Origin of the sequence: Natrinema zhouii, assembly GCF_013456555.2 — an archaeon.
Classification (GTDB): domain Archaea; phylum Halobacteriota; class Halobacteria; order Halobacteriales; family Natrialbaceae; genus Natrinema; species Natrinema zhouii.
Genome location: NZ_CP084882.1, coordinates 133,048 through 155,592, shown reverse-complemented (window position 1 = coordinate 155,592; position 22,545 = coordinate 133,048). Strand labels below are relative to the sequence as shown.

At 56.9% G+C, this 22,545-nt stretch carries 19 protein-coding genes; 3 read left to right on the top strand and 16 right to left on the bottom strand.

Features of this window, described 5'->3' with window-relative positions; genetic code table 11:
• Positions 1-356: 356 nt before the first annotated feature.
• The 13 genes from HYG81_RS38295 to HYG81_RS45465 form a co-directional block, all read right to left on the bottom strand.
• A complete protein-coding gene (locus HYG81_RS38295; protein WP_226777855.1) occupies positions 357-914 on the bottom strand; it encodes a hypothetical protein in 558 nt (185 codons plus the stop codon).
• 1,267 nt (positions 915-2,181) lie between these two features.
• A complete protein-coding gene (locus HYG81_RS38290) occupies positions 2,182-3,729 on the bottom strand; it encodes a primase-associated protein (protein WP_226777854.1) in 1,548 nt (515 codons plus the stop codon).
• A complete protein-coding gene (locus HYG81_RS38285; protein WP_226777853.1) occupies positions 3,722-4,648 on the bottom strand; it encodes a bifunctional DNA primase/polymerase in 927 nt (308 codons plus the stop codon). The genes HYG81_RS38290 and HYG81_RS38285 overlap by 8 nt, the downstream gene beginning before the upstream one ends.
• 101 nt (positions 4,649-4,749) lie before the next feature.
• Positions 4,750-9,315 carry a PH domain-containing protein gene (locus tag HYG81_RS38280; protein ID WP_226777852.1) on the bottom strand — a complete coding sequence of 1,522 codons (4,566 nt, stop codon included), beginning with the start codon at positions 9,313-9,315 and terminating at the stop codon, positions 4,750-4,752.
• On the bottom strand, positions 9,302-11,956 hold the full coding sequence (locus HYG81_RS38275) for a helix-hairpin-helix domain-containing protein (protein ID WP_226777851.1): 2,655 nt from the start codon (positions 11,954-11,956) through the stop codon (positions 9,302-9,304). The genes HYG81_RS38280 and HYG81_RS38275 overlap by 14 nt, the downstream gene beginning before the upstream one ends.
• The gene (locus HYG81_RS38270; protein WP_226777850.1) at positions 11,956-12,906 is read right to left on the bottom strand and encodes a TraC-like domain-containing protein; all 951 of its coding nucleotides are present in this window, start codon (positions 12,904-12,906) and stop codon (positions 11,956-11,958) included. Before HYG81_RS38270 ends, HYG81_RS38275 begins: the two co-directional genes overlap by 1 nt.
• Positions 12,907-12,912: 6 nt before the next feature.
• Complete coding sequence (locus HYG81_RS38265) at positions 12,913-13,305, bottom strand: hypothetical protein (RefSeq protein ID WP_226777849.1); 393 nt, start codon at positions 13,303-13,305, stop codon at positions 12,913-12,915.
• 119 nt (positions 13,306-13,424) lie between these two features.
• Positions 13,425-14,144, bottom strand: coding sequence for an ATP-binding protein (locus tag HYG81_RS38260; RefSeq protein WP_226777848.1), 720 nt, complete (start codon positions 14,142-14,144; stop codon positions 13,425-13,427).
• A 660-nt stretch (positions 14,145-14,804) separates the two neighbouring features.
• Positions 14,805-16,304 (bottom strand): TrbL/VirB6 family protein, encoded by a 1,500-nt coding sequence (locus tag HYG81_RS38255; protein ID WP_226777847.1) that lies wholly within the window; start codon positions 16,302-16,304, stop codon positions 14,805-14,807.
• A gap of 82 nt (positions 16,305-16,386) precedes the next feature.
• Entirely contained in the window at positions 16,387-18,180 is a 1,794-nt protein-coding gene (locus HYG81_RS38250) for a DUF8186 domain-containing protein (protein ID WP_226777846.1), read from the bottom strand.
• Positions 18,181-18,313: 133 nt separating this feature from the next.
• A complete protein-coding gene (locus tag HYG81_RS38245) occupies positions 18,314-18,652 on the bottom strand; it encodes a hypothetical protein (RefSeq protein ID WP_226777845.1) in 339 nt (112 codons plus the stop codon).
• A gap of 67 nt (positions 18,653-18,719) precedes the next feature.
• Positions 18,720-18,953 carry a hypothetical protein gene (locus HYG81_RS38240; protein ID WP_226777844.1) on the bottom strand — a complete coding sequence of 78 codons (234 nt, stop codon included), beginning with the start codon at positions 18,951-18,953 and terminating at the stop codon, positions 18,720-18,722.
• A 266-nt stretch (positions 18,954-19,219) separates the two neighbouring features.
• Positions 19,220-19,348, bottom strand: coding sequence for a hypothetical protein (locus HYG81_RS45465; protein ID WP_255647766.1), 129 nt, complete (start codon positions 19,346-19,348; stop codon positions 19,220-19,222).
• A 109-nt stretch (positions 19,349-19,457) separates the two neighbouring features.
• On the opposite strand from HYG81_RS45465, the gene HYG81_RS38235 reads away from it, so the two are divergent.
• The gene (locus tag HYG81_RS38235) at positions 19,458-19,835 is read left to right on the top strand and encodes a hypothetical protein (RefSeq protein ID WP_226777843.1); all 378 of its coding nucleotides are present in this window, start codon (positions 19,458-19,460) and stop codon (positions 19,833-19,835) included.
• On the opposite strand, the gene HYG81_RS38230 is transcribed toward HYG81_RS38235, so the two are convergent.
• A complete protein-coding gene (locus tag HYG81_RS38230; RefSeq protein WP_226777842.1) occupies positions 19,810-20,013 on the bottom strand; it encodes a hypothetical protein in 204 nt (67 codons plus the stop codon). The genes HYG81_RS38235 and HYG81_RS38230 overlap by 26 nt on opposite strands.
• Positions 20,014-20,092: 79 nt before the next feature.
• On the opposite strand from HYG81_RS38230, the gene HYG81_RS38225 reads away from it, so the two are divergent.
• Positions 20,093-20,464: a helix-turn-helix domain-containing protein gene (locus HYG81_RS38225; protein WP_226777841.1), complete on the top strand. Its 372-nt coding sequence runs from the start codon at positions 20,093-20,095 to the stop codon at positions 20,462-20,464.
• Positions 20,461-20,919, top strand: coding sequence for a type II toxin-antitoxin system VapC family toxin (locus tag HYG81_RS38220; RefSeq protein WP_226777840.1), 459 nt, complete (start codon positions 20,461-20,463; stop codon positions 20,917-20,919). Before HYG81_RS38225 ends, HYG81_RS38220 begins: the two co-directional genes overlap by 4 nt.
• 135 nt (positions 20,920-21,054) lie before the next feature.
• On the opposite strand, the gene HYG81_RS38215 is transcribed toward HYG81_RS38220, so the two are convergent.
• Positions 21,055-21,531: an IS1096 element passenger TnpR family protein gene (locus HYG81_RS38215; protein ID WP_226777839.1), complete on the bottom strand. Its 477-nt coding sequence runs from the start codon at positions 21,529-21,531 to the stop codon at positions 21,055-21,057.
• Between the two features lies 1 nt (position 21,532).
• Positions 21,533-22,495 (bottom strand): DUF7983 family protein, encoded by a 963-nt coding sequence (locus HYG81_RS38210; RefSeq protein WP_226777838.1) that lies wholly within the window; start codon positions 22,493-22,495, stop codon positions 21,533-21,535.
• Positions 22,496-22,545 lie beyond the last annotated feature (50 nt).

The window sequence follows — 22,545 nt, the reverse complement described above, 5'->3', positions numbered from 1 at the left end:
GTCTTCAACCTGTATTTGAGATTACCTGGCCTTACAAGTTATAAGTACTTTCTTACATATTGTCGTTTTAGCCAACTTATGCAGAGAGCGTTCAATACGCCTACCTACATACCAGCTGATTCACTGGAGTCTGGGGTGAAACCAATCTTTGAGAGAACCTATGACACCTTACACTGGGGAAAGCCCGGCAGCACAGCGAGCTCGAAGAGAGCGAGCGAGCAGCCTGGAACCTGGAGGTGGGCGGGTGACCGTGGGAGGGCGGTACTGTGCGGGGCGGTCCGCCCGTCGTCCCTCCATACTCACCTCCCTCATCTCACCACTCTCGTCCTCCCTCTCACTCAAACCGCACCGATTCCCTACCTTCTGTACGGCTTCCCGATCCAGGATCTCATCGAACCGGCCCACGCCCGCACCTGCACCCGAATCGCTCGCCGCAGATCCTGCCGTAGCACCGCCACTTCCGTATAGTACGATCGCGCACTCCTCGGTAATTCGTGGAACCGTTCCTGACACTCGAGACACGTGTACTCGAACTCTGCCCGGACGTTGTTCTGGTGCCCCTCGAGCGTGCCCTCCTCACTGTAGTGGAACTCCTCGTACACGAGCTTCTTCGAAACGAACTCGCGACCGTCACACCGCGGGCACTGGTTCATCATCAGCGGCTCGTCCGATCCCTGCCTCGAGACAGTACCCGATCCCATCGATGCTGCCCCGGCCGATTCAACCTCACTGCTCTCCTCACTATCCTCGGCTGTACTCCCGGCTTCGTCCACTGTGGTATCAGCTTGGTCTGCCTCCGGTTCGTCTTCCTCACCTAGCGCTGCTCCTTCTCGAACCCAGTCGTCGAATTCCTCGCTCAGGATCTGGTCGTCGTCCTCTGCCTCTTCCGTCTGGTGTTGGTCAGTCCAGCTCATATCCCGACTCACCCCTCTCAGGTGGGTGAACAACACTGCCGTCGCGATCACCTAGCCTGACGTCTTCCCTGCCACTCTACGTACATCACCATCACGATCATCTACCCTGACGTCCTCCTAGCTGCTCTTCCCTCACCACCACCCTCGAGTACCACCTCCCTGTCGACGTCCTCGCCCACGGCCACATTCTCCCCTCGAGGAGAGCAACCCACACTGTACTACCTCCCCTCCAGGTCCACTCTATCCCTATCCTCGAGCTCCCCCCAAACTCCCCGGTCACGGCCTGGCTCCTAGCTTGTACGTTCCTCCCACTCTCACCTCTCCTCAGCTTCATCTCCAGTCCCCTGCTCCAATCCTCTGCCCCTCCACTCCGATCACCACACTCCACCCTGATCTCCGCCCTTCACTCGTTCTCTGCACCTCCCTCTCTTCTCCCCCTCTCACCACGAGCACCATCCTCTCTCTACTTCTCCCACCCCTCTTCTTTCTCTATTGGCTCCTCACATTCTGCTCTCTTTGCAACTTTTTCTCACATCTATTACCTTGTCTCTCACCCCGTTCCCTCCCACCCCTCTACCGCTCTCCACTCTCCACTGATCGTGTTCTAAAAATGCTTCTCACTCCTCTCTCATTCCCCTTCCGACCACCCCCTTGTTACTGCCTCTACCTTCCACCCGTTCTACACCCAACTCAATCCCTCCATTCTCGAGTCCACACACTCCTCCAGACCGGACTTCTATTTTCTGATACATACACCTTCCCTTGCCCTCTGAACTCTCCACGTCTCACTACCCGTCGCGCACACCTCTGTTTCTGCATACCTCCCCATTCCTTTGGACGATTTTTCGCCATTCACGACCGGTTTTACGATCTTATATCTCTTTATATCCCCGTCGGGCTCGTCTAAGGGCGTAACGGTGTGGTCGACGCGTTCGAATTTTAGAGTGGATTCAAGAACGTGCTCGACGGAGGGGTGAAACCGTCGTTATTGAGCATATCGCCGTTTTATGTTGGATAGGAATAGAAAAATAGATTGTCATTTGTAGAAACAGTTTGGGGCGAGAATCACAGTATTCAGTCTTTTTCGCAGTCTCAGGCCTTAGATCGTGGTCGACGGGATATTATATACCCAAAATTAAATGGAATTAGTACACATAGTGTTTCAGATAGGTATGGGAAAGGTGTAGATTCGTAAATTTTTGAATCGTTGGATGGTTCGGTGAAATAATGGATCTATGGATGGGTCGATTCTTTGTAAATGTTTGTGCTATAGGTGTGAGGAGAAATCGTCAGTCTGCTCGAGTTGGTCGTACATGTCGTCGGGGAATGGGAGGCTGCCATAGATTGAGTAGGGGCACTGCTCTTTGCCGATACAGTACCGTTGCATATCGTCATTATTACAATTCATTGGCAGGGGTGTGTTCCCTTTGGAACCAATGCCACGATCGCCCCGCCTGGCTTCGTACTTGATCTGGTAGGCGGGGATCTCTGGATCGAACCACGGCCACCGACTGAACAGGTCTTTGAGTTCATCGGTAATCGCGTCGACGGGCCTCTCGCGGTACTGCGGAAGCCACATTACCATCCGAACGAGGTTGAAGAGGTCTTTTCGGACTGGTTTCTCCTCTTGGAGCCGCTCATCCATCGCTGCCATACAAGGGAGTTCAAACAGGTCTTCGAGTTCCGTAATCTCGAGTGGGCGCGATCCACCGCCCGAGTAGCCAATCCGATACGTATTGACGCGGTCACCCCGATCGACTGACACCGATCGATGCGATGAATGATCTGCAAGCGAGTTCCCTACACTTCGAGGGGTCGACAGCTGTGTGAGCTGGGCTCGTTCACTCTCGTTTTCTGGTTCGTATACCTCGAGCGCGTCGGACAACTCCTGAGCAGTATGAAACTCGCCGATCTGAGTCTGGGGTGACGCTCGCACCGCATTTTGGAGCAGTCGGACGACCTGCTCGCCTTGATCCCAATTTTTCCACACCTTCTCGTACTGGCCGATCTCGAGGGCGTAGTCAGTACGCTCGGAGATCGCCGTCTCGTGCTCTCGAAGCCACTTGCGTTGTGGCTCACCGAGTTCATCCTCTTGGACTGCCTGTAGCCGGCCAAAACACCGCTTGGCGTACGATCGATAGGTGTCATGGAGGTGGTCGAGTGGGACGTAGAGACGATTGTTCTTGACCTGCGTTCGAATCTCGCCCGTTTCGTCGACACTCGTCGCTTCGGTGGATGCTCGCGCGAGACACTTTCGAGAGGCAGCTGCCATTGGGATTTCCACATAGAGATCGTACTCATTATCGGCAGTCCCCTCCTCGTCGAATTCGGGCACCGGTTTGACGCCCGTACAAACGCGACCCGGGTGGGGACCATCCTGACTGGGGCCTTTCGCGTAGAGGACCTCAGCCATCTCTTGGTAGAGCGATGGATCGTCGTACTCATGCACAAGTGCGAGGAGGTTGGTCGCGAACAGCTCGCGGATGTTGTGGAGGACTTGATTCCGACGAGGCGGTGTGTCCTCGAAGCGGGGTTGTTCGCTCACGCAAACTGTACTGAGAGTAGCCAGCAATACGAGCGTGGCGGGCTCATCGACGAATGGATACTCGAGCGGGCGGTTGCGCTGGGAGCTCTTGAACGCAGCAGTCCCAAACTGTTCGAGATCCGAAAGCAGCGTCTCTCGGTCTGGTGTATTATCGACGACGTAGCGGTCGTACCCGCGGGTGAACAATCGAACGATCTCTCTGTCAGTGTAGTTGGTTGGGATCGCTGCAGCGAGGTAGGCGTCTCGCTCGGTCTCTCGTGGATCAATCATGGGTAAGTTCACGCTCGGTTTCAAGGAACTGTGGACGGGCTCCCGTTCGAGGATCGAAGGCCGGGCTCTCGATCGGCTGGACGACACGGCAGACGTCAGCGTGCAACGAGTAGGGCACGCGAAGCAGACGGCTCCGGTCAGCGGTCACAACCGGATCGATCGGAATCTCAAAACGCTCGAGCAAGAGGTCGTTGAGCACTTCTCGGCTTTTCTCGTCGTACCCGTATTCAAGATCGTCGTCGAGCAGGTAGACGTGGACGCCTTGACCAGAGTAGATAACCATCGTCTCCTCGGCAGCAAACACCTCCGTGAAGAGGTCTCGTGTTTCGAAGCCGTACTCGATCGCACGGTCGATGTCCTCGAACGAGTAGGGATACCCCCTCGGATCGGCGTCACGAATCTCGGACTCAGCGAGCAACGCGTCGTCACGACTCGCATCTGCTGATTGGATCTCGAGGTCGGTCTCGTCAAGCTCGCGTTCAGCGCGTGCTGTGGCGATGTCTTTCGCATCGATATCGATTGCAAGGATCCACGGTCGGTCCCAGTTGTCTAACCCGTAGTAGACGCCATCCGAAATCGGATCACTCTTCTCGAGCAGATCGGGATCAGCCAAGGCGTACTCACTTCCCTGGAACGGGTCGTACCGTGCGGGAGATTGGATGAACGAGACGAGTTCCTCGAAATCGCTGAAGTTCTGTGAGACTGGCTCGCCATCTGAGGTGGTACGCCACGTCGGCCGTCGAATGAAGTCGCGATCGGGGCGCTTCGATTTGCGGATGGGATGACGCTCGCGGAAGCTGATCCCGAACTCCTTCGGTGCTGTGTGAGTGACAAATGACGGGAGCTGGTCTACGTACTTGGGGAATTCCTCGGTGTAGTACGCATAGACCTCGTCGCGAGTTGCCTGTCTCCACGTCATAGGGGTATCTCGGTTGAACGGGACGCACTTGATCGTGATCGCCGCGAACCTGAGCCATCATCCATGCCAGAAACACAACGGCCCATCAACAGAAGCATGCGTCAAGGGCCTCCGTCCTCAGATAGCGTGCGGAATGTCTGTACTGTTGTCATTCCATCGGCTTCGAACTCTTCGATCACCGGGATAATTTTTGCAATCGACCGTGCTGAGCGGCCACTCGGCCGACCAGGAAGGCGCTCTGAATCAGCAAGTACATCGATCGTGTGCTGGGCCTCCTGACGGGAGGGAAATGCCCAGACTGCGTTTGCGTCGACTGAAGCCATCTTGTCATAGTCGGTGAGAATCGTTTGAGCGTTGTTTGAGGCCATCTCAACCTCTCCAACCCACACCAGTTCGTCATCAGCGTCGACTGCCGCGATGTCGAAGACCGTTTCAGGAGTGTGCTGATAATATCGGTAGACCTGTTCAACTGCCTCGAACTCGGTGAGCCAGTTCCAGAGGAGTTCTACCCCGACTTTGTGCGGTGTCTTTTCACCGAGATCACCGACCCCTTCCTCAGCAGTCAGTGTCTCACCTAAGAGCTCTCGTCCAGCTGGAAGAACCGTATAGTATGTGTGACGGTTCACCGTCTCCTTCTCGAGGAGCCCCTGTTCAAGGAGAATCTGCGTATCAAGTCCGTCAAGGTCCTCTTGGAACTCACCCATCCCCTCCAAGAGCGTGTACCCCGGACGGTCACGGTTCATCGCGTCGAGGACGCGTTTGAGGAAGATCGCATCGTCTCGCGAGAGCCCACGCCGTCGGAGTTCATCGTCCGAGACTGGGCACTCCTCTTCGTCCGTGGCCGGATCGAAGAAGGCGGCTCCATTTGCAACGCCAGCTGGATCGTCGTCGGGCGTCTCCGCTTTATTGCTGTCGTGATCGATCCCGCTGACGTCTGTCTCAGCTGTGAGATCGCTATCGTCTCGATCATCGTGCTGATCGTCGGCCCCATCGTCAAGGCTGGTCTTCTCGAGCGGCTGCTGGCCCTCTGCGTCCTCACTCTTTTCGTCGAACTCTACCATCTTTTCACTCTCGTCCTCATCCAGTGCTGGCGGTGCGCCAGCCCGCCGATCTGTGTCGCTCCAATTCGACCACTCCATCGCGTCCTCGTGGGTCGGCACGTACAACCCGTACTCCTCCTCAGTCCGCTCGAGCACCTCCGGCAGGAGCTCTTCGTCGAACTGTTGTTGTTCGGCCGCCGTCAACGGCTCCTCGCTTTCTGGGTGGCCGGTTATGATCGGGGGCGAGTGCAAGGTCAACGGCGCTGGCCGATCCTCACCGAATCCAGGGGAGACGAGTTTCGTGAACCACTCGCCCGCTGCCATCCGGTTGTTCCGGTTCCGGACATCCTCTACAGACAATTCGTCGTGCGTGAATGTCTTCGCGAACTGGTCCTTCATCGAGATATCACCAATCAGTTTCGTATGCACCTCCGTCAGCAGTTCCTCGTATGCACCGGTCCCATTGTGGTACTTCTTGACCTGCTCGGGATACTGCATAATGAACCCGAGGCTCAGTCCCGACGATCGGCCCTGGGGGAGCAATTGATCGGCGACCAGTTCAGTCGCGACGAACGGTGCAGCCTCTTCCATGATGACGTTGACCACGTTCTCAGGGTTCGTCCGCCGCCGTCGTTGGATCGAGTGCCACAGATCACTCAACATCACTGTGGTGAACCCACGCTGGGCGTCGAGCGTGAGATCGCCAAGGTCGAACAGGATGGTGACATCTTCATCGAGGAACTCACTGAAGTCGAAGTGGGTCTCCTGCTGGTGGAAGCCGTAGAGATCGTCTCCGGTGGATTTGACTTCGCGCCCGGGTTTGTGTCGAAGCATCCAGTGAAGGTGGCGGTCCTCTTTCAGTTTGTTCAGCCGGTTCATCACCGCTCCCATCGTCGTGTCGAACTGGTTTTCATCCTTGGCGAACTGCGCGGCGAGTGAGTCGTGGATGTCGGCATTGATCTCCGAAACCTCTGGCAGCTCCTGATGATGGTGCATTCGCGTCGCGGCCTCGACGAGATCATCCAACCCGAAGACATCGTCACCGTGTTTCGGATCGAACAACGCTTGGATCAGGAACGTCAGAATTTCGTTCGCCACGAACGCCTGTTCGTACTTCTCCGCTCCCATGATCATCCGCATCAGTTCGTGGAAGTGGTCGACTTTCTCCTTGACTGCCGTCTCCCGATCGTTCCCCTCGAGCGCTGATCGAATATCGAAGAACGAGATGGCTGGCAGTGTTCCTGGCTCGCGGAAGTAGTACACGTCGTCGAGATTCCCGAATCTCTTGTAGTGAGCCATCAGGTAGTTCTTACACATGTTGTCACCTTTCGGGGCGAAGAGGACGTTCGGCCCTGGTGTCGTCTCGGCGAGCGAGCGCAACATGTGGTATGTGACTTGGCTCTTCCCGCTCCCAGTCGCGCCACAGAGCAACCAGTGGCGCGACTGACGGTTCGGTGGTAACCGAAGCGGCCCCTCAATGGCACTGTTAGCGTCCTGACCGAGGACCATCCCCGTGGTATACTGACGGCGTTGGGCGGTGTCCAACCCAGGAAGGGTCGTGCGGCTTTCGGGATTCGCATGGGTCTCTTTGACCGCCTCGTCGGTGAGATGCTCGGTACTGGGGACGATGACCATGTTGCAGAGTTCGGCGGGATCGAGATGGAGGTCGGGTTCGGAGCGGCTCACCCGCCCACCAGCGACGACCTCACCCTCGAGAAACCGATTGAAACAGCGTCGCGACTGCTTGCGCCGACTGCGCTCAAGAACTCCTTTCTCGTGGAGGGTTTCGCTCTCGAGTTTGTAGTAGTCACCGGCAAGCGGATCGAACACGGTACTCAGGTTCCGGAGGTCGTGTTCGATTTCGGATGTGTCGCTCAGAGACGAGTTCGTGGGGACAGTCACCGCCCGCAGGTTGGTCGTGAACGTATGTCCCCAGTCTTCGTTTTTGATCTCAGCGATGCGCTCAGATCGGGATTCACTGAGTGACTCTGACCGCGATGAGGACGATTCGCTATTCTTTGGACCGCGTAGAAGCTCTTCAAGAGCTATGGCGGCTTCACCCCACAGCGTCTCGCGCCCCTGTTCGATTTCGTCGATGTGGTATTCACCCTCTTTCGTCAGATCGGGCTCACCTTCGAACGCGGCCTGAAAGACGATCGGATGATCCGTGCTTGCAAAATGATCGATCAGCACGGTCAGCGGCGCGTGTGAGCTCGCCTTCGTCCGATCGTCCTCACCCATCTGCCCATCGAACTTCTTGATCGCCGCCATCGGATCTCCACTGCCGGTCCACCGCAACCCATATGGTTCAACTTCATCCGGATGGGGGCGCGCAAGCACACCCTCACCAGTATCGACTGGCGTCTCGAGGGAGAACGTGAGCGACCCTGGATCGCGGTTTTCTGCGTTCTCTTTCGCACGGAGTGCATCGAGGTCAACACTCGGGAGTTGCGTGCCGAGTGGGTGACTGGAATCAGACTCAGAACCTTCTGTACTGATGCTCTCTTCGGCGATCTCGTCTCGATCGACCTGCTCGCTCATAGTCGTCGCTCCTCCATCAGCAAGCGTCGGTTCGGAGCCACGAACACGAACGAGCGCCTCGACTTCCGCGGGCGTACACTGGAGCGTACCGTTCTCGAGGGCAGTCTCGAACTCGTCGTACGAGTACTGCTGTGGAGTGATGAGCTTCTCCGCAAAGTCAACAGTCATACGTTCGATTTCCACGGAGTCGGGGTAGGCCGAGTTGAGCCGATCGTAGAGCGTGGACAGGTGTTGCTCGCAAGTGTAGTAGAATTCGATCGGAGAGTCCGTCCCGTCGCTGTAGATCACAAACTCGAACGTGAGCGGGTCGGGATCCGAAAGCGGGTTGAGTTGTTGCCACCACGACAGCCCACCTCGTCGGACGTCGTGCAAGGGACGGACCTGGTTGATGACTTCCGGTGGCGCTCGTTCGCCCGTCGATGGGACGACTCGGATGTACTCTTGGGTACGCTCGAGCGGCGAGCTAGCGGACGCCTCAAGCTCGAGCACTCGTTCGTGAAGCTCTATTGGATCCTCGATCGCCCAGCACTGGATTTCGGGCGACGTGTGGTCGAACGTACTAAACGTGACAGTGCCATACGACAGCAGCTGGCCGATGGGCGACTGCTGAAAAGTGGTGTCGACGACACGGTCGAGGTGAAGCTTCGTGAATCCATCGCCACGAATTCCCCGCGTGCGGACGTAGAGTTTCTCCGACGTGAGGACGTACGTCGTGCGAAGCGCCCGAACAATCGGACGCACACCGATCGCGACGCCTACCAGGCCAACCAGAATGGGGACAGCACTCAGCCACCAGAGTGGAATCTCGGCAGTGATGAGTGCTGTCTCGAGCGTGTAGGGCTCGAGTCCGACGAGCGACGGTCCTGTTGTGACCCCGACGATGCTCTCGGTCGCCAGAGCGAGCGCGACCGCCACGAAGCCGAGTGTGGCCAGATACGTCCGAAGGCCGCCTCGAAACAGTGGCGTGCCCATCCACTGCACGTCCAGGTCGGAGACCTGCTTCACTTGCTCGTCCTCTGCAACGATCCATTCAAGGGATTCAGCGTCGCTGTTGGGGGTACTCTTGGTTTTCTCAGTCGTCTGCATCGGTTGTCACCTCCGTGCTCGAAGAAGCGTCACCACTCGCGGTCTCCGGTTCACCCATCGTGCTGGCAGCATCGACCCACTCGTCAAGCAACGTGTGCGGGATCGACATCTCCTCTGAAAGTGACTCGGTATCTGCCACAGCGAGCTCGCCAACCGTCTCGACACCCGCTTCGGCGAGATACCCTGCGTACGTCTCGCCGATTCCAGTGATCGTGGTGAGATCGTCTTCTTGATCCACTGTAGCTTCAGCACGAGAATCCGCCGCTCTCTTCTCATGCGGTTCCTCCGGTCCCTCATCTGCAGCTTCTGTTGCTCCTTGACCGGCCTCAGCAATCTCACTAATGTCTCTTTCGTGGTATTCGGTCTTCACATCGGCTCGCTCTCGATCGGCGTGCTCGACGACCGCCTCGTCGGTCTCAGACTCCTTGTCAACCTCATCCAGATCCGCCTCCTCGAGTACCGACTCCGGAATCTCGTACTCATCAAGTCGGCCCTCTGCGGCAAGGAATCCGGCGTCGTCGGCGTCGATATACCGGTTCTCGGCGAGATACTCCCACGGATCGAGATCATCGTCGAGGACGGAGACTTCGTAGTCGTTCACGTGGAGTGCGAGTGGTTTCGACCACTCATTGACTTCGAGCAAAAACTCCGAATAGCCCCCGTCTTCGCCAGTCTGGGCCGTCGTCAGGAACGTTTGCTCCGAGGGGGTGAGATCGTGGAAGTCGATCATCTCGTTGCTGACCGACTCGTGGTGGAAGATTTGCTTGATATCACAGAGATTGTAGACGTTGCGCGCTTTCTCGGCGGCCTCCTTGGTCTGGTCGTCCGACTGGGCGATAAACTCATCAACAGTCTGAGAAATAAGCGTGATTGCGGTATTGAAGTGGCGACTGTGCCGGATGAACAGATCGATCATATCTGTCGTCGCCTCCCGCCGCAACAGGTAGTGCGCCTCGTCGATCGTCACCTGGGTCCGGCGGTCGTGATCGCTGGCCGCTCGCTGGTAGATCCAGTCGAACATCACGTGCATAAACAGTGGTGCCTGCCCCGTGTCGGAGAACATCGACATGTCGATGACGACTAAGCGATTGTCGAGTTCGACGTTCGTCCGGCCGGTCAGATTGTCGTTCTCGCCGCCTTTCTGGAACGCCTCGAGACCCAGCAGCAATTGATAGGCGTACTGCTCGTCACCATCCCGAAATCGTGTCTCGAGCTGGTCAATCTCGGGCCACACTCGCTCGTTGTTCGCATCCTCGTGCAGTTCCAGGAATTCCGATGGCAGGCCACCGTCTGCGATTTCCGCGAGGATATCAAGGAGGTCCTTGATCGTCGGGCTTGTGTTCTCGTGGGTCGCCGTCTCTTCCGTGATGCCGTACTGGAGGTAAGCGAGTCGGACGGCCCGCCGCAGGATCCCCTCCTGCTCCTTGCTCAGCGACTGTTCGGTCACCGCCGAGAAATGGATGCGAAACAGCTCCATCACCGAGCGCAATTTCTTCTTAAACGGATCGTCCACAGCGTCGTCGATACCGCGCTGGATCTCAAGCGGATTGACTGTGTTGTCGCCGCCGAAGCGAATCACTTGCCCACCAAGATTGTTCGCGAAGTCGACGAAGTCTGCAAGCGGATCGAGAACCAGCATCTCGATCTCGGGATCCATCATCAACCGATGGTACATCTCGTGTTTCTCGGCGAACGTCTTTCCGGAGCCCATTGTGCCCGCAATCGCTTTCGAGTACGAGGAGAGCTCGTATCTGTCGAGGATTACGGGTGTGTCAGTCGCGTCAAACCCATAGAAGATCCCCTCAGGATCGGTGATCACTGGCTCGATAAACGGAAACATCGTGCCGATAGCAGTCTCCTGCATCAACTGAGTCGACTTGATCGAATCGTCACCGAGCGGGCCGAGTGCGTCCTGTGATTCGACCTGGCGCTTCTCGAGGGGGACTGCTTCTGCGTTCGCGGTACTGAGTGAATCGACGACGCGTTCGGTTGCTTCGTTGAGCTCCTGTTCGGTGTCGGCGACCACCTCGATGTAGATCGCGAAGTCGAACAACTTCGTCTCCCCGAGGATGATATCCCAGATAAGATCTTGAACCATGTCACGGTCGGCCTCCTCCTCGTGGGTGTCTGTTTGGCTCTTCTCGTGTTTCTTGTGGAGACGAGCCCGTAACTGGGTGAGGCGTTTCTGCAACTTGCGGAGAACCGACCCAGTATCGCGTGGCTGGATGTGTTGAGTGACCCGAACGTGATCGTTCGTCGTATACAGTTCATCAAGCCAACCTAAGGGGACGCGTTCGGGGTAGCCGTGGATCGTCAGCGTACGGACGAACTTGTCATTGCGGATCATATACCCCGATTCGAAGAAGTTGGAGACCTCTTTCAACTTTCGTGGAGCGATGATATCCCGGTCGGCAAGCGACTGTTCGGTGTCATCCTGGACGACACCCAGTCGGAACTCACCCTCGTCGACCTCCTCGAGTTCGAGGAGATGCTCGGCTTGCTCGCGGATGTTTTCCTTGGTAAGGTCGTCGCCGTTAGCCTCGACGATCGCTGCTGCCCGGTCGAACGTCTCGTCATCGATCTCCTTGAGCGTGTGCTTACTACCCGTAAGACGCGAACGAAGCCCTGAGAGGAAACCCATCAGTACTCACCCTCCGTCTTGGTCGCTTGGTTGAACTGCTCGAATTGCGGGTCGACGTGGTTGTAGTAGTGGTACAGGATTTCCATGGTTTCCTGACGGTCGGTTACCTGGTCGATCGAGACCTCCGTCCGGCCGAGTTTGTTCGTAATCCGGCGCTGTCGCTGTCTCACTTCGCGAATGCAGAGCTCAGTTCGTGCGTCCTCATGCGAATCGCCGAACGGCGTGTGAGCAAGTACTCGCGAGCAGGCAGCGCCGATAAGCGGGAGATCGCCAAGCTGGCTCAGAACGCTTCCCGTGTCGAGATTCTTGTGGACTTGGTCGGCGTCGACACGGGTGACGATGTAGAAATCGCGTTGTTTGAGGTCAGCGTCTGTGATCCGGTCGCTCGCCCACTGGATGTAGAACTTCCGTCCGTACTGGAGAATCGGCGTCTCTTCTCGAGCAGTCGTACTCGATGATGCCGTGTAGAAGCGCTCGAGGTGCCCCGTAAGGTCGAATGTTTTCGGGTAGCAGGGGACGGCCACACTAAACTCGAGCGACATGAGGAAGGACATGTACGCGCTCATCGTGTCGTGTCTGGCCTGTTCACTGAGCGAAAGCCAGTTCTGCGGATGGACTTTCAAGAGGCCGATATAGCTGTCACCGTCGACGGCGATGCCATCCTCCCGGACGTAGTCGAAGCTGAGTGTTTCCTGGGTCGTTGTCGATCCACCAAGGCGATCCTTGAGCTCGAAGTGATCACGCGCCCGGGAGCGCTCTCGAGCGGTTGGAAGGTCCGTGTCGATGTCGTCAAGGAATTTGTCGAGTGCTTGTAGGACCTCGAGATCGGACTCGGGTGTGGGCGGCGTGTGATCACTGGTGGCAGTCGGCTGGACAACAGGCTCCTCGTCCTCGTCGTATGATTCTGAGGCTGGTTCGGTGGCTGTCTCGTCGGTGGGTGCAGTTCCCATCATCAATCACCGTCCGTCGGCTTCCGCTTCCTGCTCGGCTTCGATCGTCTCGATATCGAGGCCAGCCTGCCGAACGTAGACGACGTCCTGGGCGACGGGCGTCTCTGGATCGGGGCGCGTGCTCCGGTTGTGGTACTCGTTCGAGCCGAGATGGTACTCGGCGGCGGCACGGGCGTAGCTGATCGGTCGCTGCCCGGCGGGGGAAACCAGCAAGACGAGGATGCCGATGGCGAGTCCAATCCCGCCGGCACCCAAGAACAGTGTCCCAGTGAATCCGAGGCTTTGGGCGATACCCATGGCCAGGAACGGAACCACGAGAACCTCGCCGGCTTCTCGGGCGGTCAACCCGAAAACCAACTTCGTATTAACGACACGCCCTGCGATAGGGAATGTTTCCATAGGCAATCTGTACGTCTTAGGGATATCTAGTTAAAAGTTACTCCCGATTTTGATATTCCAATGACGTGCCAATTTTGAACGATCTTGCGGTTCCAATCTACCTCTTGCTGGGCACGGTCTCAAGACTGATGGTCTGGCTGGTCTGGGAGCGACATGTGGAGATCCTCGAGCGTGAGTTCGTCAGCGTCGCGTTCGGCGGCACGCATCGCGGCGTCGTCGACAACCCCAGCGATATCTGCGCTACTGACCCCTTCTGTCTGGTCGGCCATCTTCCTGTATGCGTTGTTGTCAAGGTCCGTCGGCAGTTCGTCGAGCCGGACGCGGAAAATGGCCTCTCGAGCGTCGCGATCTGGAAGTCCGAGTTCGTACTGCTGGTCAAAGCGACCCCGGCGAGTAGCCGCGTCATCAAGGAGTTCAACGCGGTTCGTCGCTGCGATCACGAGGTAATTCGGATCGTCGGCGTCCAGATGAGCGAGGAACTCGTTGACGACCTGGGTATGCTCGCGATTGACGTCGCTTTCACGGGAAGCGAGCAGCGCATCGATCTCGTCGATAAAGATCACACACCGATCGAACTGTTGGGCCTCCTCAAACAGTCGGTTGACCTGCTCGGTGGACTTATTGACCCAGCGTGATTTGATATCGCCCGCCGAGAGCTCGAGATACGGGTGGCCGAGTTCGCCGGCGATGGCTCGAGCGAACAGCGTCTTGCCCGTCCCAGGTGGGCCGTAGAAGAGGATCCCGTTCGGTGGGGAAATGTTGAAGCGTTCGTAAGCGGCATCGAGCCGGGTCAGCGGCCGGATCGCCGAGCGCTCGATCTCCGTTTTGAGTGGCTCCATCCCACCAACGTCCGCAAATCCTGTGTCAGGCGCAGACTGCCAGCCATATTGAAGTTGAGAAGGAGTGGATTGTTCTTGAGCCGCTCCATCGCTGGAGTGGGACGTCTTGGGTTTGGTCTCGGCTTTCTCTCTCTGGGCAGTCGAATCCACTGCGTCTGTTTGCTCCCCTTCTCCTGTCGAGGTTTTCTCCTCGGGATCAGCTGTAACGGTTCCAACACCCATTGACAGCATCAGTGGAACACACGCGAGCCAACTGGCTCCCATATACCAAGAGCTTTCAAACATGGCAGAGACTCGAATCGGCGCAAGGATGCTCGCGAGAACGGGCCAGTTGTTTTCCCAGGCTGGGAGAAACCACATTGCCGTCAATATCGCTGTACCAATGAAGATTCCAACCAACCAGAGCCGATCTGCTTGTTTAGTCTCTCCTCTATAAAGTGGGTAGATACCAGCAGTCAAGAGCTCTGCAGTGAAGGATGGAACCATCCAAATCGCAACGATTGCGATCAGCGCTATAATCGGGTCGGAAAAATATGCGACAATCCAAATAATTCCCAGTGGAGCAGCTACATAATTCGCTGTAAAGAGGCTGAAAGAAATGCTACCGATAACGGCTTTCTTCAGGAGACTCTTTGATTGGGATGTTCTGTCCATTTTCCGTTAGTTATTGTTGTTGTCGTATTTATCCAGTGTCTGTTGATTCGATTCCGTGTCTGGCGATGTGTCGGCAGCATTGGTGCTGGATTCGACTGTCCCGTCGCTAGTCGATTGCCGAGTCGACGTGTCGATAACAGGGTTTTCCCGATATCGTTCTAATCCGGCCGCCGCCCACTCGGTCGGTGATTTGTGAAGGTTTCGAGGTCCGTAGGAGACGCCAGCTTTTGCGTCTGAAGCTGCGCGCTTCCCGCCTCTTTTCGCACCAGAGCCTAGTCCTTTGCCTGCATCAACTAAGCGCGGGGCTTTCGACGTGGCTGCACTCCCAACTGCTGCTTTCGTTTGGCCGACGCGTGATCCCACGCTGCTGGCAGCACTGCTCGCCCTTCCACCTGTCTTTCTGTCGCCCCATCTGGCTCCTTTCGCTCCTCCGTACCTCGCCTGCTCCATCAGTTTAGTGCGTCGCGACTTCCCACCCGATTGGGTCGATGAAGAGGATTGCGTTTGAGAACTCGAGCTGCTCTTTGCACTCCGACCGAGGCCTCTCGGCGACATCCCCGCCATCATGGCTGCTTTCAGCCCGACGGCCGCGGGGGCGACCAGCCCGATCAGCCAGAAGAGCATTGCTTCGATAAGTTCGCCAAACTCTGCCTCAGTTGCTTGCTCGCCCTGGACAGCGACATCCGAATACGCCCCGACGGCTGCCGCACCTGTCTGCAACAGCCCGGCCATCACGATTCCTGCGAGTAGCATGTACGCTGTCGCCCGCAAGAGCGTTTTCGCGATCGCCGAACTGTGGCGAAGTGGACCGAAATCCAGGTACAACATAGCCCCCAGAATCGGGAGCAAAATGAACGTCGCGTGGAACAAGAACTCGCGAAACACAAAGACCCCGAGGGCGAGCAAGATACCCGCGACGGAGACTAAGCTAATGATGATCCCACCGATGATGGCACCAGCGCCCAGCGCGGCTGTCCCGCCGAATCCAGCCTCGAGAATCTTTGGGCCGAACGCAGCGCCATAATCATCGGCATAGACATGCAGAATGATCGCATTCGTCAAAAGGAGACTAAAGTGCATGATCTGGCGGGCAACGGCCACGAAGATGATCACCTTCAACGTTTTCCAGACCAGCATGAAATTCGTCACCTCACGTCGATCGGCGAACGGCTTGGAGGCGATCCCAGCCATGAAGACGATCACCAGCAGTTGAGGGAAGATATCCAGATTGTGCTGGAAGGCACCCTGCATCGTCGGGTCATTATAGGGGCTATCAAAGATAATGAATGAACGAATGCCGTTCGCAATGAGGCTACTGATGAACCCAATAATTCCGGACAGGATATAGGTGAAAAAGTCCGAGACCCAGCCGGAGATAAACGCGACGGTGAGGGGGACGCCGTCAACTGGAAGGAAGGCACTGCTCTTCTGGGCTAACACCAGTATCGTGGGGTCAACGCTTTCTGTGATGCTTGTGATCGAAACGGGCAATCTGAATCCGGTCATGGGTTGGATGGGATCTCTGTTATGGGCGTGGCTGCCGTAGAGGGGCTGTTCAGTCTCACTGTGCTGGGTCGGGTTCGAACAGTCATTTGTTTGTACCTCTCATATACGCGAACGGAATGTACAAGATCACAAATGCGATGATCGAGACGAACGCCCCAGTGAAGCTCATCAGTAGCTGGTAGATGTTGAACGCCTCTGGCTGGAACGTAATCTGTGCCTCAGCTGGACTGTAGTACACCTCTTCCGCTGGATCAGTCTCGCCCGTGAACGAAGCCGTCACGTAGAGGTCACGCCGTTCGACGACTGCGGTTCCGTCCGAATCGGTCGTCACTTGTCCCTGGGCAGCCCCATGGAGCCAGAGTGTCTCGTTGCCAAGCGCTTCGCCGGTCTCCCCCTCGAACAGGTGTAGCTCTGCGTACGTGTCGTTGAGGATCGCCGTCTCGAGCTGGGCGTCGCGCTCTTGGACAGTCTGTGTCGACACCGGGATTGGATCGCCGTGGATATCGCGAACCTCGGTGATCGGCTGTGCTGCGTTTGTGATGGTGAGCGTTGTCTGTCCACGCGGTTCGATCGAGGAGAGATTGACATCTTCATCGAGTGGTGCTGGCTCGGATGCAAAGCTGAAGCTGTTCGAACTAGCTAGTTCTGGTGGGTTTACGAGGTTGGTTGGTTCCCCTTCAAGCGTGGGGTCCTCTCGCTGTGCGGCGAGTTGCTTCTCGAGGATGTTCGGGAACGGAACGGTCTCCTGTTGGGTCGCTGGCGCTGGTAGTTGCTCGAGCGTCTCATTCTCTGTCGACACTCCCGACGATGCGTCGTTGAGCACTGGTACCGTCGTATTGGACTCGGTTTGATCCGGCGATATCAGTAGCTCATCACCTGGCCGATGACCCCGTGTGGCGTTCTCATACTGGCGCTGTGAGTAGACGCCCCAGATATTCTCAATCTTGCCGGCGCCTTCTTCGAACGTCGCAGTATTCCAGAGCCGACGGTCATGGAGCGTCTCCGGGCCATCGAACTCGAGGATGAGCCGGTCGATACCGTCGTCTGATTCGATGATCGTCTGCTCGATCGATAGCTCTTGGTTCGTCGTGACGACAACGGGAGCCTCGTCTTGGACCGTGTGGGAGAGTTCGAGCGTCTCATTGTTGGTGGTATTCGACAGCACCCAGTCAGTCCCCTCACGGACGTAGGTGGTCTCCTGGACTGCAAGCCTCGAGGTGATCGTCGCTTCCACCTCCAGCGTTGTCGCCCCGCTCGCGTTCGCGTCCGCGTAGTCGAGCTGGTGAGGCGTCTCTGGATCACCACTCCAGGATTGGGACCCAATCTCGAGTGTCCGGTCGGTTTCTTGATCGAGGAGTGTGACATTGAGGCAGGTCCGGGTCTGATCGGTCGTGACGCAGGTCCCCTCCGGGATGCGAGTCGCATAATCAAGGTGGGTGAGGACCGTCCCGTCACGCGGTACCAACAATAACTCACTCTCGGTGTCGTCTTGGGTACCTGCTTCAGACTCCAGACGGGTCTGGGTCCCTTCTTCGGTTCCAAGGATCGTTACGTGAGCGTCTGTTACGACCGTGCCGTTCGAGCGTTCCGAGTCGGGGAGCCAGAGACTCGTCGACTCGTTGCGCTCGATCGACTCGAGTTGCTCAAGCCGGTACTCACGCAGTGTCCGCTGGTCCGGGCCGACCTGATACGGGGGTTGGGTCGTCGAATAGTGGAAATCGCGTATTTGACTCAGCTCCGCTACCGAGATATTCTCTACTTCGTCGACGTCCTCGAGGTCTGGGAGTACGAACGGTGGGACTGAGCCAGCTTCGGGATCCGGTTTATCGGAGATAAAGACGTCTGTGTCGTTGGCCGTCGTCTCCGCGGTGGACATCGTCGCTGCACCACTAATTGAAAGTGCCAGGGAGACAACGAGCAGCAGTACAAGCGACAATCGTTGACCATCCATTCGTGGTGGGGTGAAAGGGGATCGATTGGGGGTAAGTCGTGATTCTATTGGGTGCTACTTAGAAGACGATCCAGGGTGTGACCATCCCCGGAGCGAGGTTTTCGAAGAGCGTCACGAACACGTTGTAGCTAACTGAGAGGACGATCATCCCAGCGCCGCCCCACATACCTCGCCAGCCCCACTGGGCACGGTCGGCATGTTTGCGGGAGACGAACCAGGCAGCAGCACCAACGAGAAAGACGATGACACCGATCTGGCCAAGTGTTGTTGCGACGAATGACTCAATCTCCGACAAGGAATTGTTGATCTCGCTCTGCTGGGCAGCAGCTATCCCAGTAGTTGCAATGAAAGCGAACAGGGCGATCAGGACTCGGGCACCTTTCATTTTGCGTGCCATACTCGCTCTCTTAGGTGCTAGTATTTAGATTTAATCCTAGATGGGTAGATGAGTATAAGTCTGACGATCACTGAATGTAGTCACAGGCAATTGCCCATGCTCCAAGGATGACTGGCGGCCACGTGATCGCCCCAATGAGTCCGAATTCGGGGCTCAATCCAAAGTCGGTCCAGGCAAACACCGTCATGGCAGCGGCCACGATTCCCAGCACACTCGTGACAAGGAATGGTTTCGAGACGACTACCAGACTACCCAGCAGTGTCGCTCCCACCAAGAGGGCAGCCTCTCTCTCCACTGCCATCGGGGCGTATCCGGCGGAGAAAGCGATTCCCCGAACAACGAGGACAGCCCACAGAGCGATTGCCAGCGCTGCAAAAATCCCGCGTACAGTCGCTCGCAGTGACCCAACCGTATACACGTGCGGACCGCTTTGGCGACCGCACGATTGGCACGTCCAGTCGTCATGTCGGTAAACCGTCTTTCGACGGGCTTCCCAATCTGGCGGACGATTCCCCGAATACGTGTCGGGATCGTCATAGCGTGACTCAATCTGCGCCTCGAGTGCGCTCATTCGGGGTCGCCCTCGAGTAGTTGCGTCCCCTCGATCACACTTCCGTCAGTGCCCGAGCCAGGATACCCGGCCATCCCGATCCCGGCGAAAGTGGTGCTTGGCCCAGTGAGGACTCGACGACGCATATCATCCGACAGTTTGTGTCCGATCACATATAGTTACCTGGGCAAGTGGCTAGGATGTTACCCCACAATGTATATGATTCTATGTGGTGTGGGGTAACTCAGAATTGGGATGACCACAGAGAAACCAGAGCCACCAGATCTCCCAAAGACCCTCCGCAAGCCACTGGAACGCCAGCCACCCGACCGTCTCGACCAAGTGAGTACATATGCTGAGCAACTTGCCCGGTGGAAACGCGCCGAACGCGAGCGCGAAATCACCGAAACTCGAGAACGTGACTCGATCACTGACGATGAACAGACCACCCTCGAAGAACGCGGGATTTCGACCGCCCCCTCTGATTATGAAGATGTAGCTACCAGTGGAGCATACATCACGATCAAGGAGACGAAACCCGGCTACAAATATTACTACTGGCAGTGGCGCGAAGGAAATTCCTGGAAGAACAAGTATATCGCACCCGTCAATCCAAAAGGCTCCACCGAGTGAATTTGTAATCGGTCGTCCCGAGAGCAGCCGACGTACCCTCGATCGAAAAGAGCTTGTTGTACGCCGTTCGGCGTACGCATTCCACCTCCTCGGCGACCTCACTTGTCGTCCCAACGTCGTCGAACTCTTGGAGTGTTTTGAGGGCGTCGACCTCTGAGTAGACTGTCTCTGCCTCCACTGCGTAGTGTGCTGTGTTACGTCTACCGGTACACTTTGTGGTGCGCAGATTTATGCCGGTGCACTACGTAGTGAGAGACATGAGCCGAAATGACCGAGGCGAATATTCACCATCGGTGACGGACGAGGAGATCCTCGCGTTCATTGCTCGCGAGGATCGCCCAATCCAGACAGCACAGTCAGTCGGTGATCAGTTCGGTATTGATCGCTCGCAGGCCTATCGACGGCTCCAACGCCTCGCCGATGACGGTGCGCTCGAGAAATCAAAGGTCGGGGGGAGAGCTGTCGTGTGGTGGCTCTCCACCGAGAGCGAGCAGGCGAGTGAAGCAACGATTTGCGACGTCAACCCAGACGATTCGATATTTGATCGCGAGACCTTCGAAGCGGGAGAGCCAACCAACACCTCCGAGAACATCGACGATATCCTCTATGGTGACGCCGGGTCGGCATGAGCCAGGGCACACCCACTCCGTTATTCGTCGATACGGGCGGTTTTTATGCGGCGTTTGTCGAGGACGACGCCAACCACGCTCGAGCCTCAGCTGTGTTCGACACGATTCGGGCTGGTAAGTATGGGCCGATTTTCACGAGCCGATACGTGCTCGCCGAGCTCGCAACCGTGATCCTCTATCGGAAGAGCCACCATCACGCTGTCTCGACACTCGAGGAGATCCGAGCTTCAGAGACGATCAATGTGGTCCCCGTGACTGATGCCATGTTCGACGCGGCTCACGAGCGCTTCGTCGACTATGACGACCAGGAGATCGCGTTCTTCGATCACCTTGGCGGTGCACTCGCTCGCGAATACGAGATTGAGCACGTATTCACATTCGACCCAGACGATTTCCACACGCTGGGGCTCACTGTCGTTCCAGACGATACGGGAGAAGGATCTCGTCGCGACTGATTCTCAAGTGGACCTAATGGGACACCCCGTCTCGAGTTCTTCACCGGCGATGTCTCGACTTTCCTGTGGCGTTCATCGGAGGGCTCTCCACCATCGATGTGCTTCCGAAGAGTGGTTGACTAGTTCCTCTTCGAATCACTGATATCGGGGATGATCGTCAAGTGAATACTGGTCGACTGAATCGCCCTTCTCGTTGACCACTTCGGGACGCCTGCCGCCCGGTTCATCGTCAGCAATCCCCTTCAGAATCCCATAGAACTGCCACTCGTCACCGTAATCGAAGAGATAGCAAATCCGGTCACCAACCTTGAGATCCAGCTGACTCGCCAACTCAGTAATCGTCGTCTCACTTGCGTTATAGACCGTCTCGTCCCACCGCATCGCCTCGCCACTCGGAAGATCTTCGTACTCTTCCGGACGCTGGTACTTTACACTGCTTTGCCAGTAGTCTTGACCCACGCCGAAAAACCAGAGATGGGCCTGATTGAGTCCTATCGACTCATTGATGACGGCCTGGAACTCCGCTAACGTTCGGTCCCCGCCGACGATGATATCACGCCACAGCGCGGTCGGATCCCACTCGAGTTTGACGCGGAAGCGATAGGCCGTCATCTTACACCTCCACACCGGATCGAAAGCTTGTGAGGTCGTTGATCCGTTCTTCCAACTCTTCGATCTCGTCTCGTAGCTCCTCGGCTTCAGTCCCCTTTGTCGCAGACAGGCGGTCCTTGAGGCCCTGGAGCCGCGTCTCCTTCTCCTCTTCGTCGACCTCGGCCTTACGGACGTACTCGCGCTCTTCGATCTCGTAGACGTCCGTCGGTGCTACCTCGGTTACCTCGAGCGCCTCGTCGACTTTCGTCGAGTCAACACTGGTGACCCGCTCACGAGGAATGCCGGCTTCCTCGAGCGTCTCGAGGACCTCCTCCTCGTCCCGGAGCGACCGATACGTTCGACCGGTCCGCTGAATGGAGCCGAATTGCCCGTAAACGGGCTGGTCGTGATGAATGCGATTGAGGAGGACGTTGGCAACGTCCCCACGGAGATTGTCGGCATCTCGTTGCACGTCCGAAAGCAGCGTATAGAGGTTCACCAGTGAGGCGGTTTCCAGATCCTCGAGTTCGGAAACGTCGTAGCGCTCGAGCGCATCGATCAGTAACAGCGCGTCCGAGTAGACTGCAAGATCGGGCTCCGTCCGTTCCTCGTCACTAGTAGAAGAGCCACCTCGAACGAACTGAGACGGCGTTGGGTCATCGGTTTCACGAAGCGTTCCGGCCTGCTTGTCGATCTCGAAACGCGGGTGGAGACTCAATACCGCTGGATACGGATCAGCTTCTGGCGGAAGGCGATCGAGTTCGAATGCAGCTATACCGCTCCGAACCCGGTCAATGAGCGTTTCGAACTGCTCTCGCTGGAGCGGGCGAGATTTTTCTGAGTCGACGAACTCGACGATGATGTAATGCTCTTGGACGTCCGTAATTCGAATCCGCTGCTCGGATAACGGAGTGATGAGTGTTGCGCCATCCTTGAGCGCCTCACACTCGGAGAGCAAATTATCCCACGTGGACGCGAAGGTCATAGAGTGACATACGCACTTGGTACAGTAAAACCGTTCGCGGCAGCTCTATC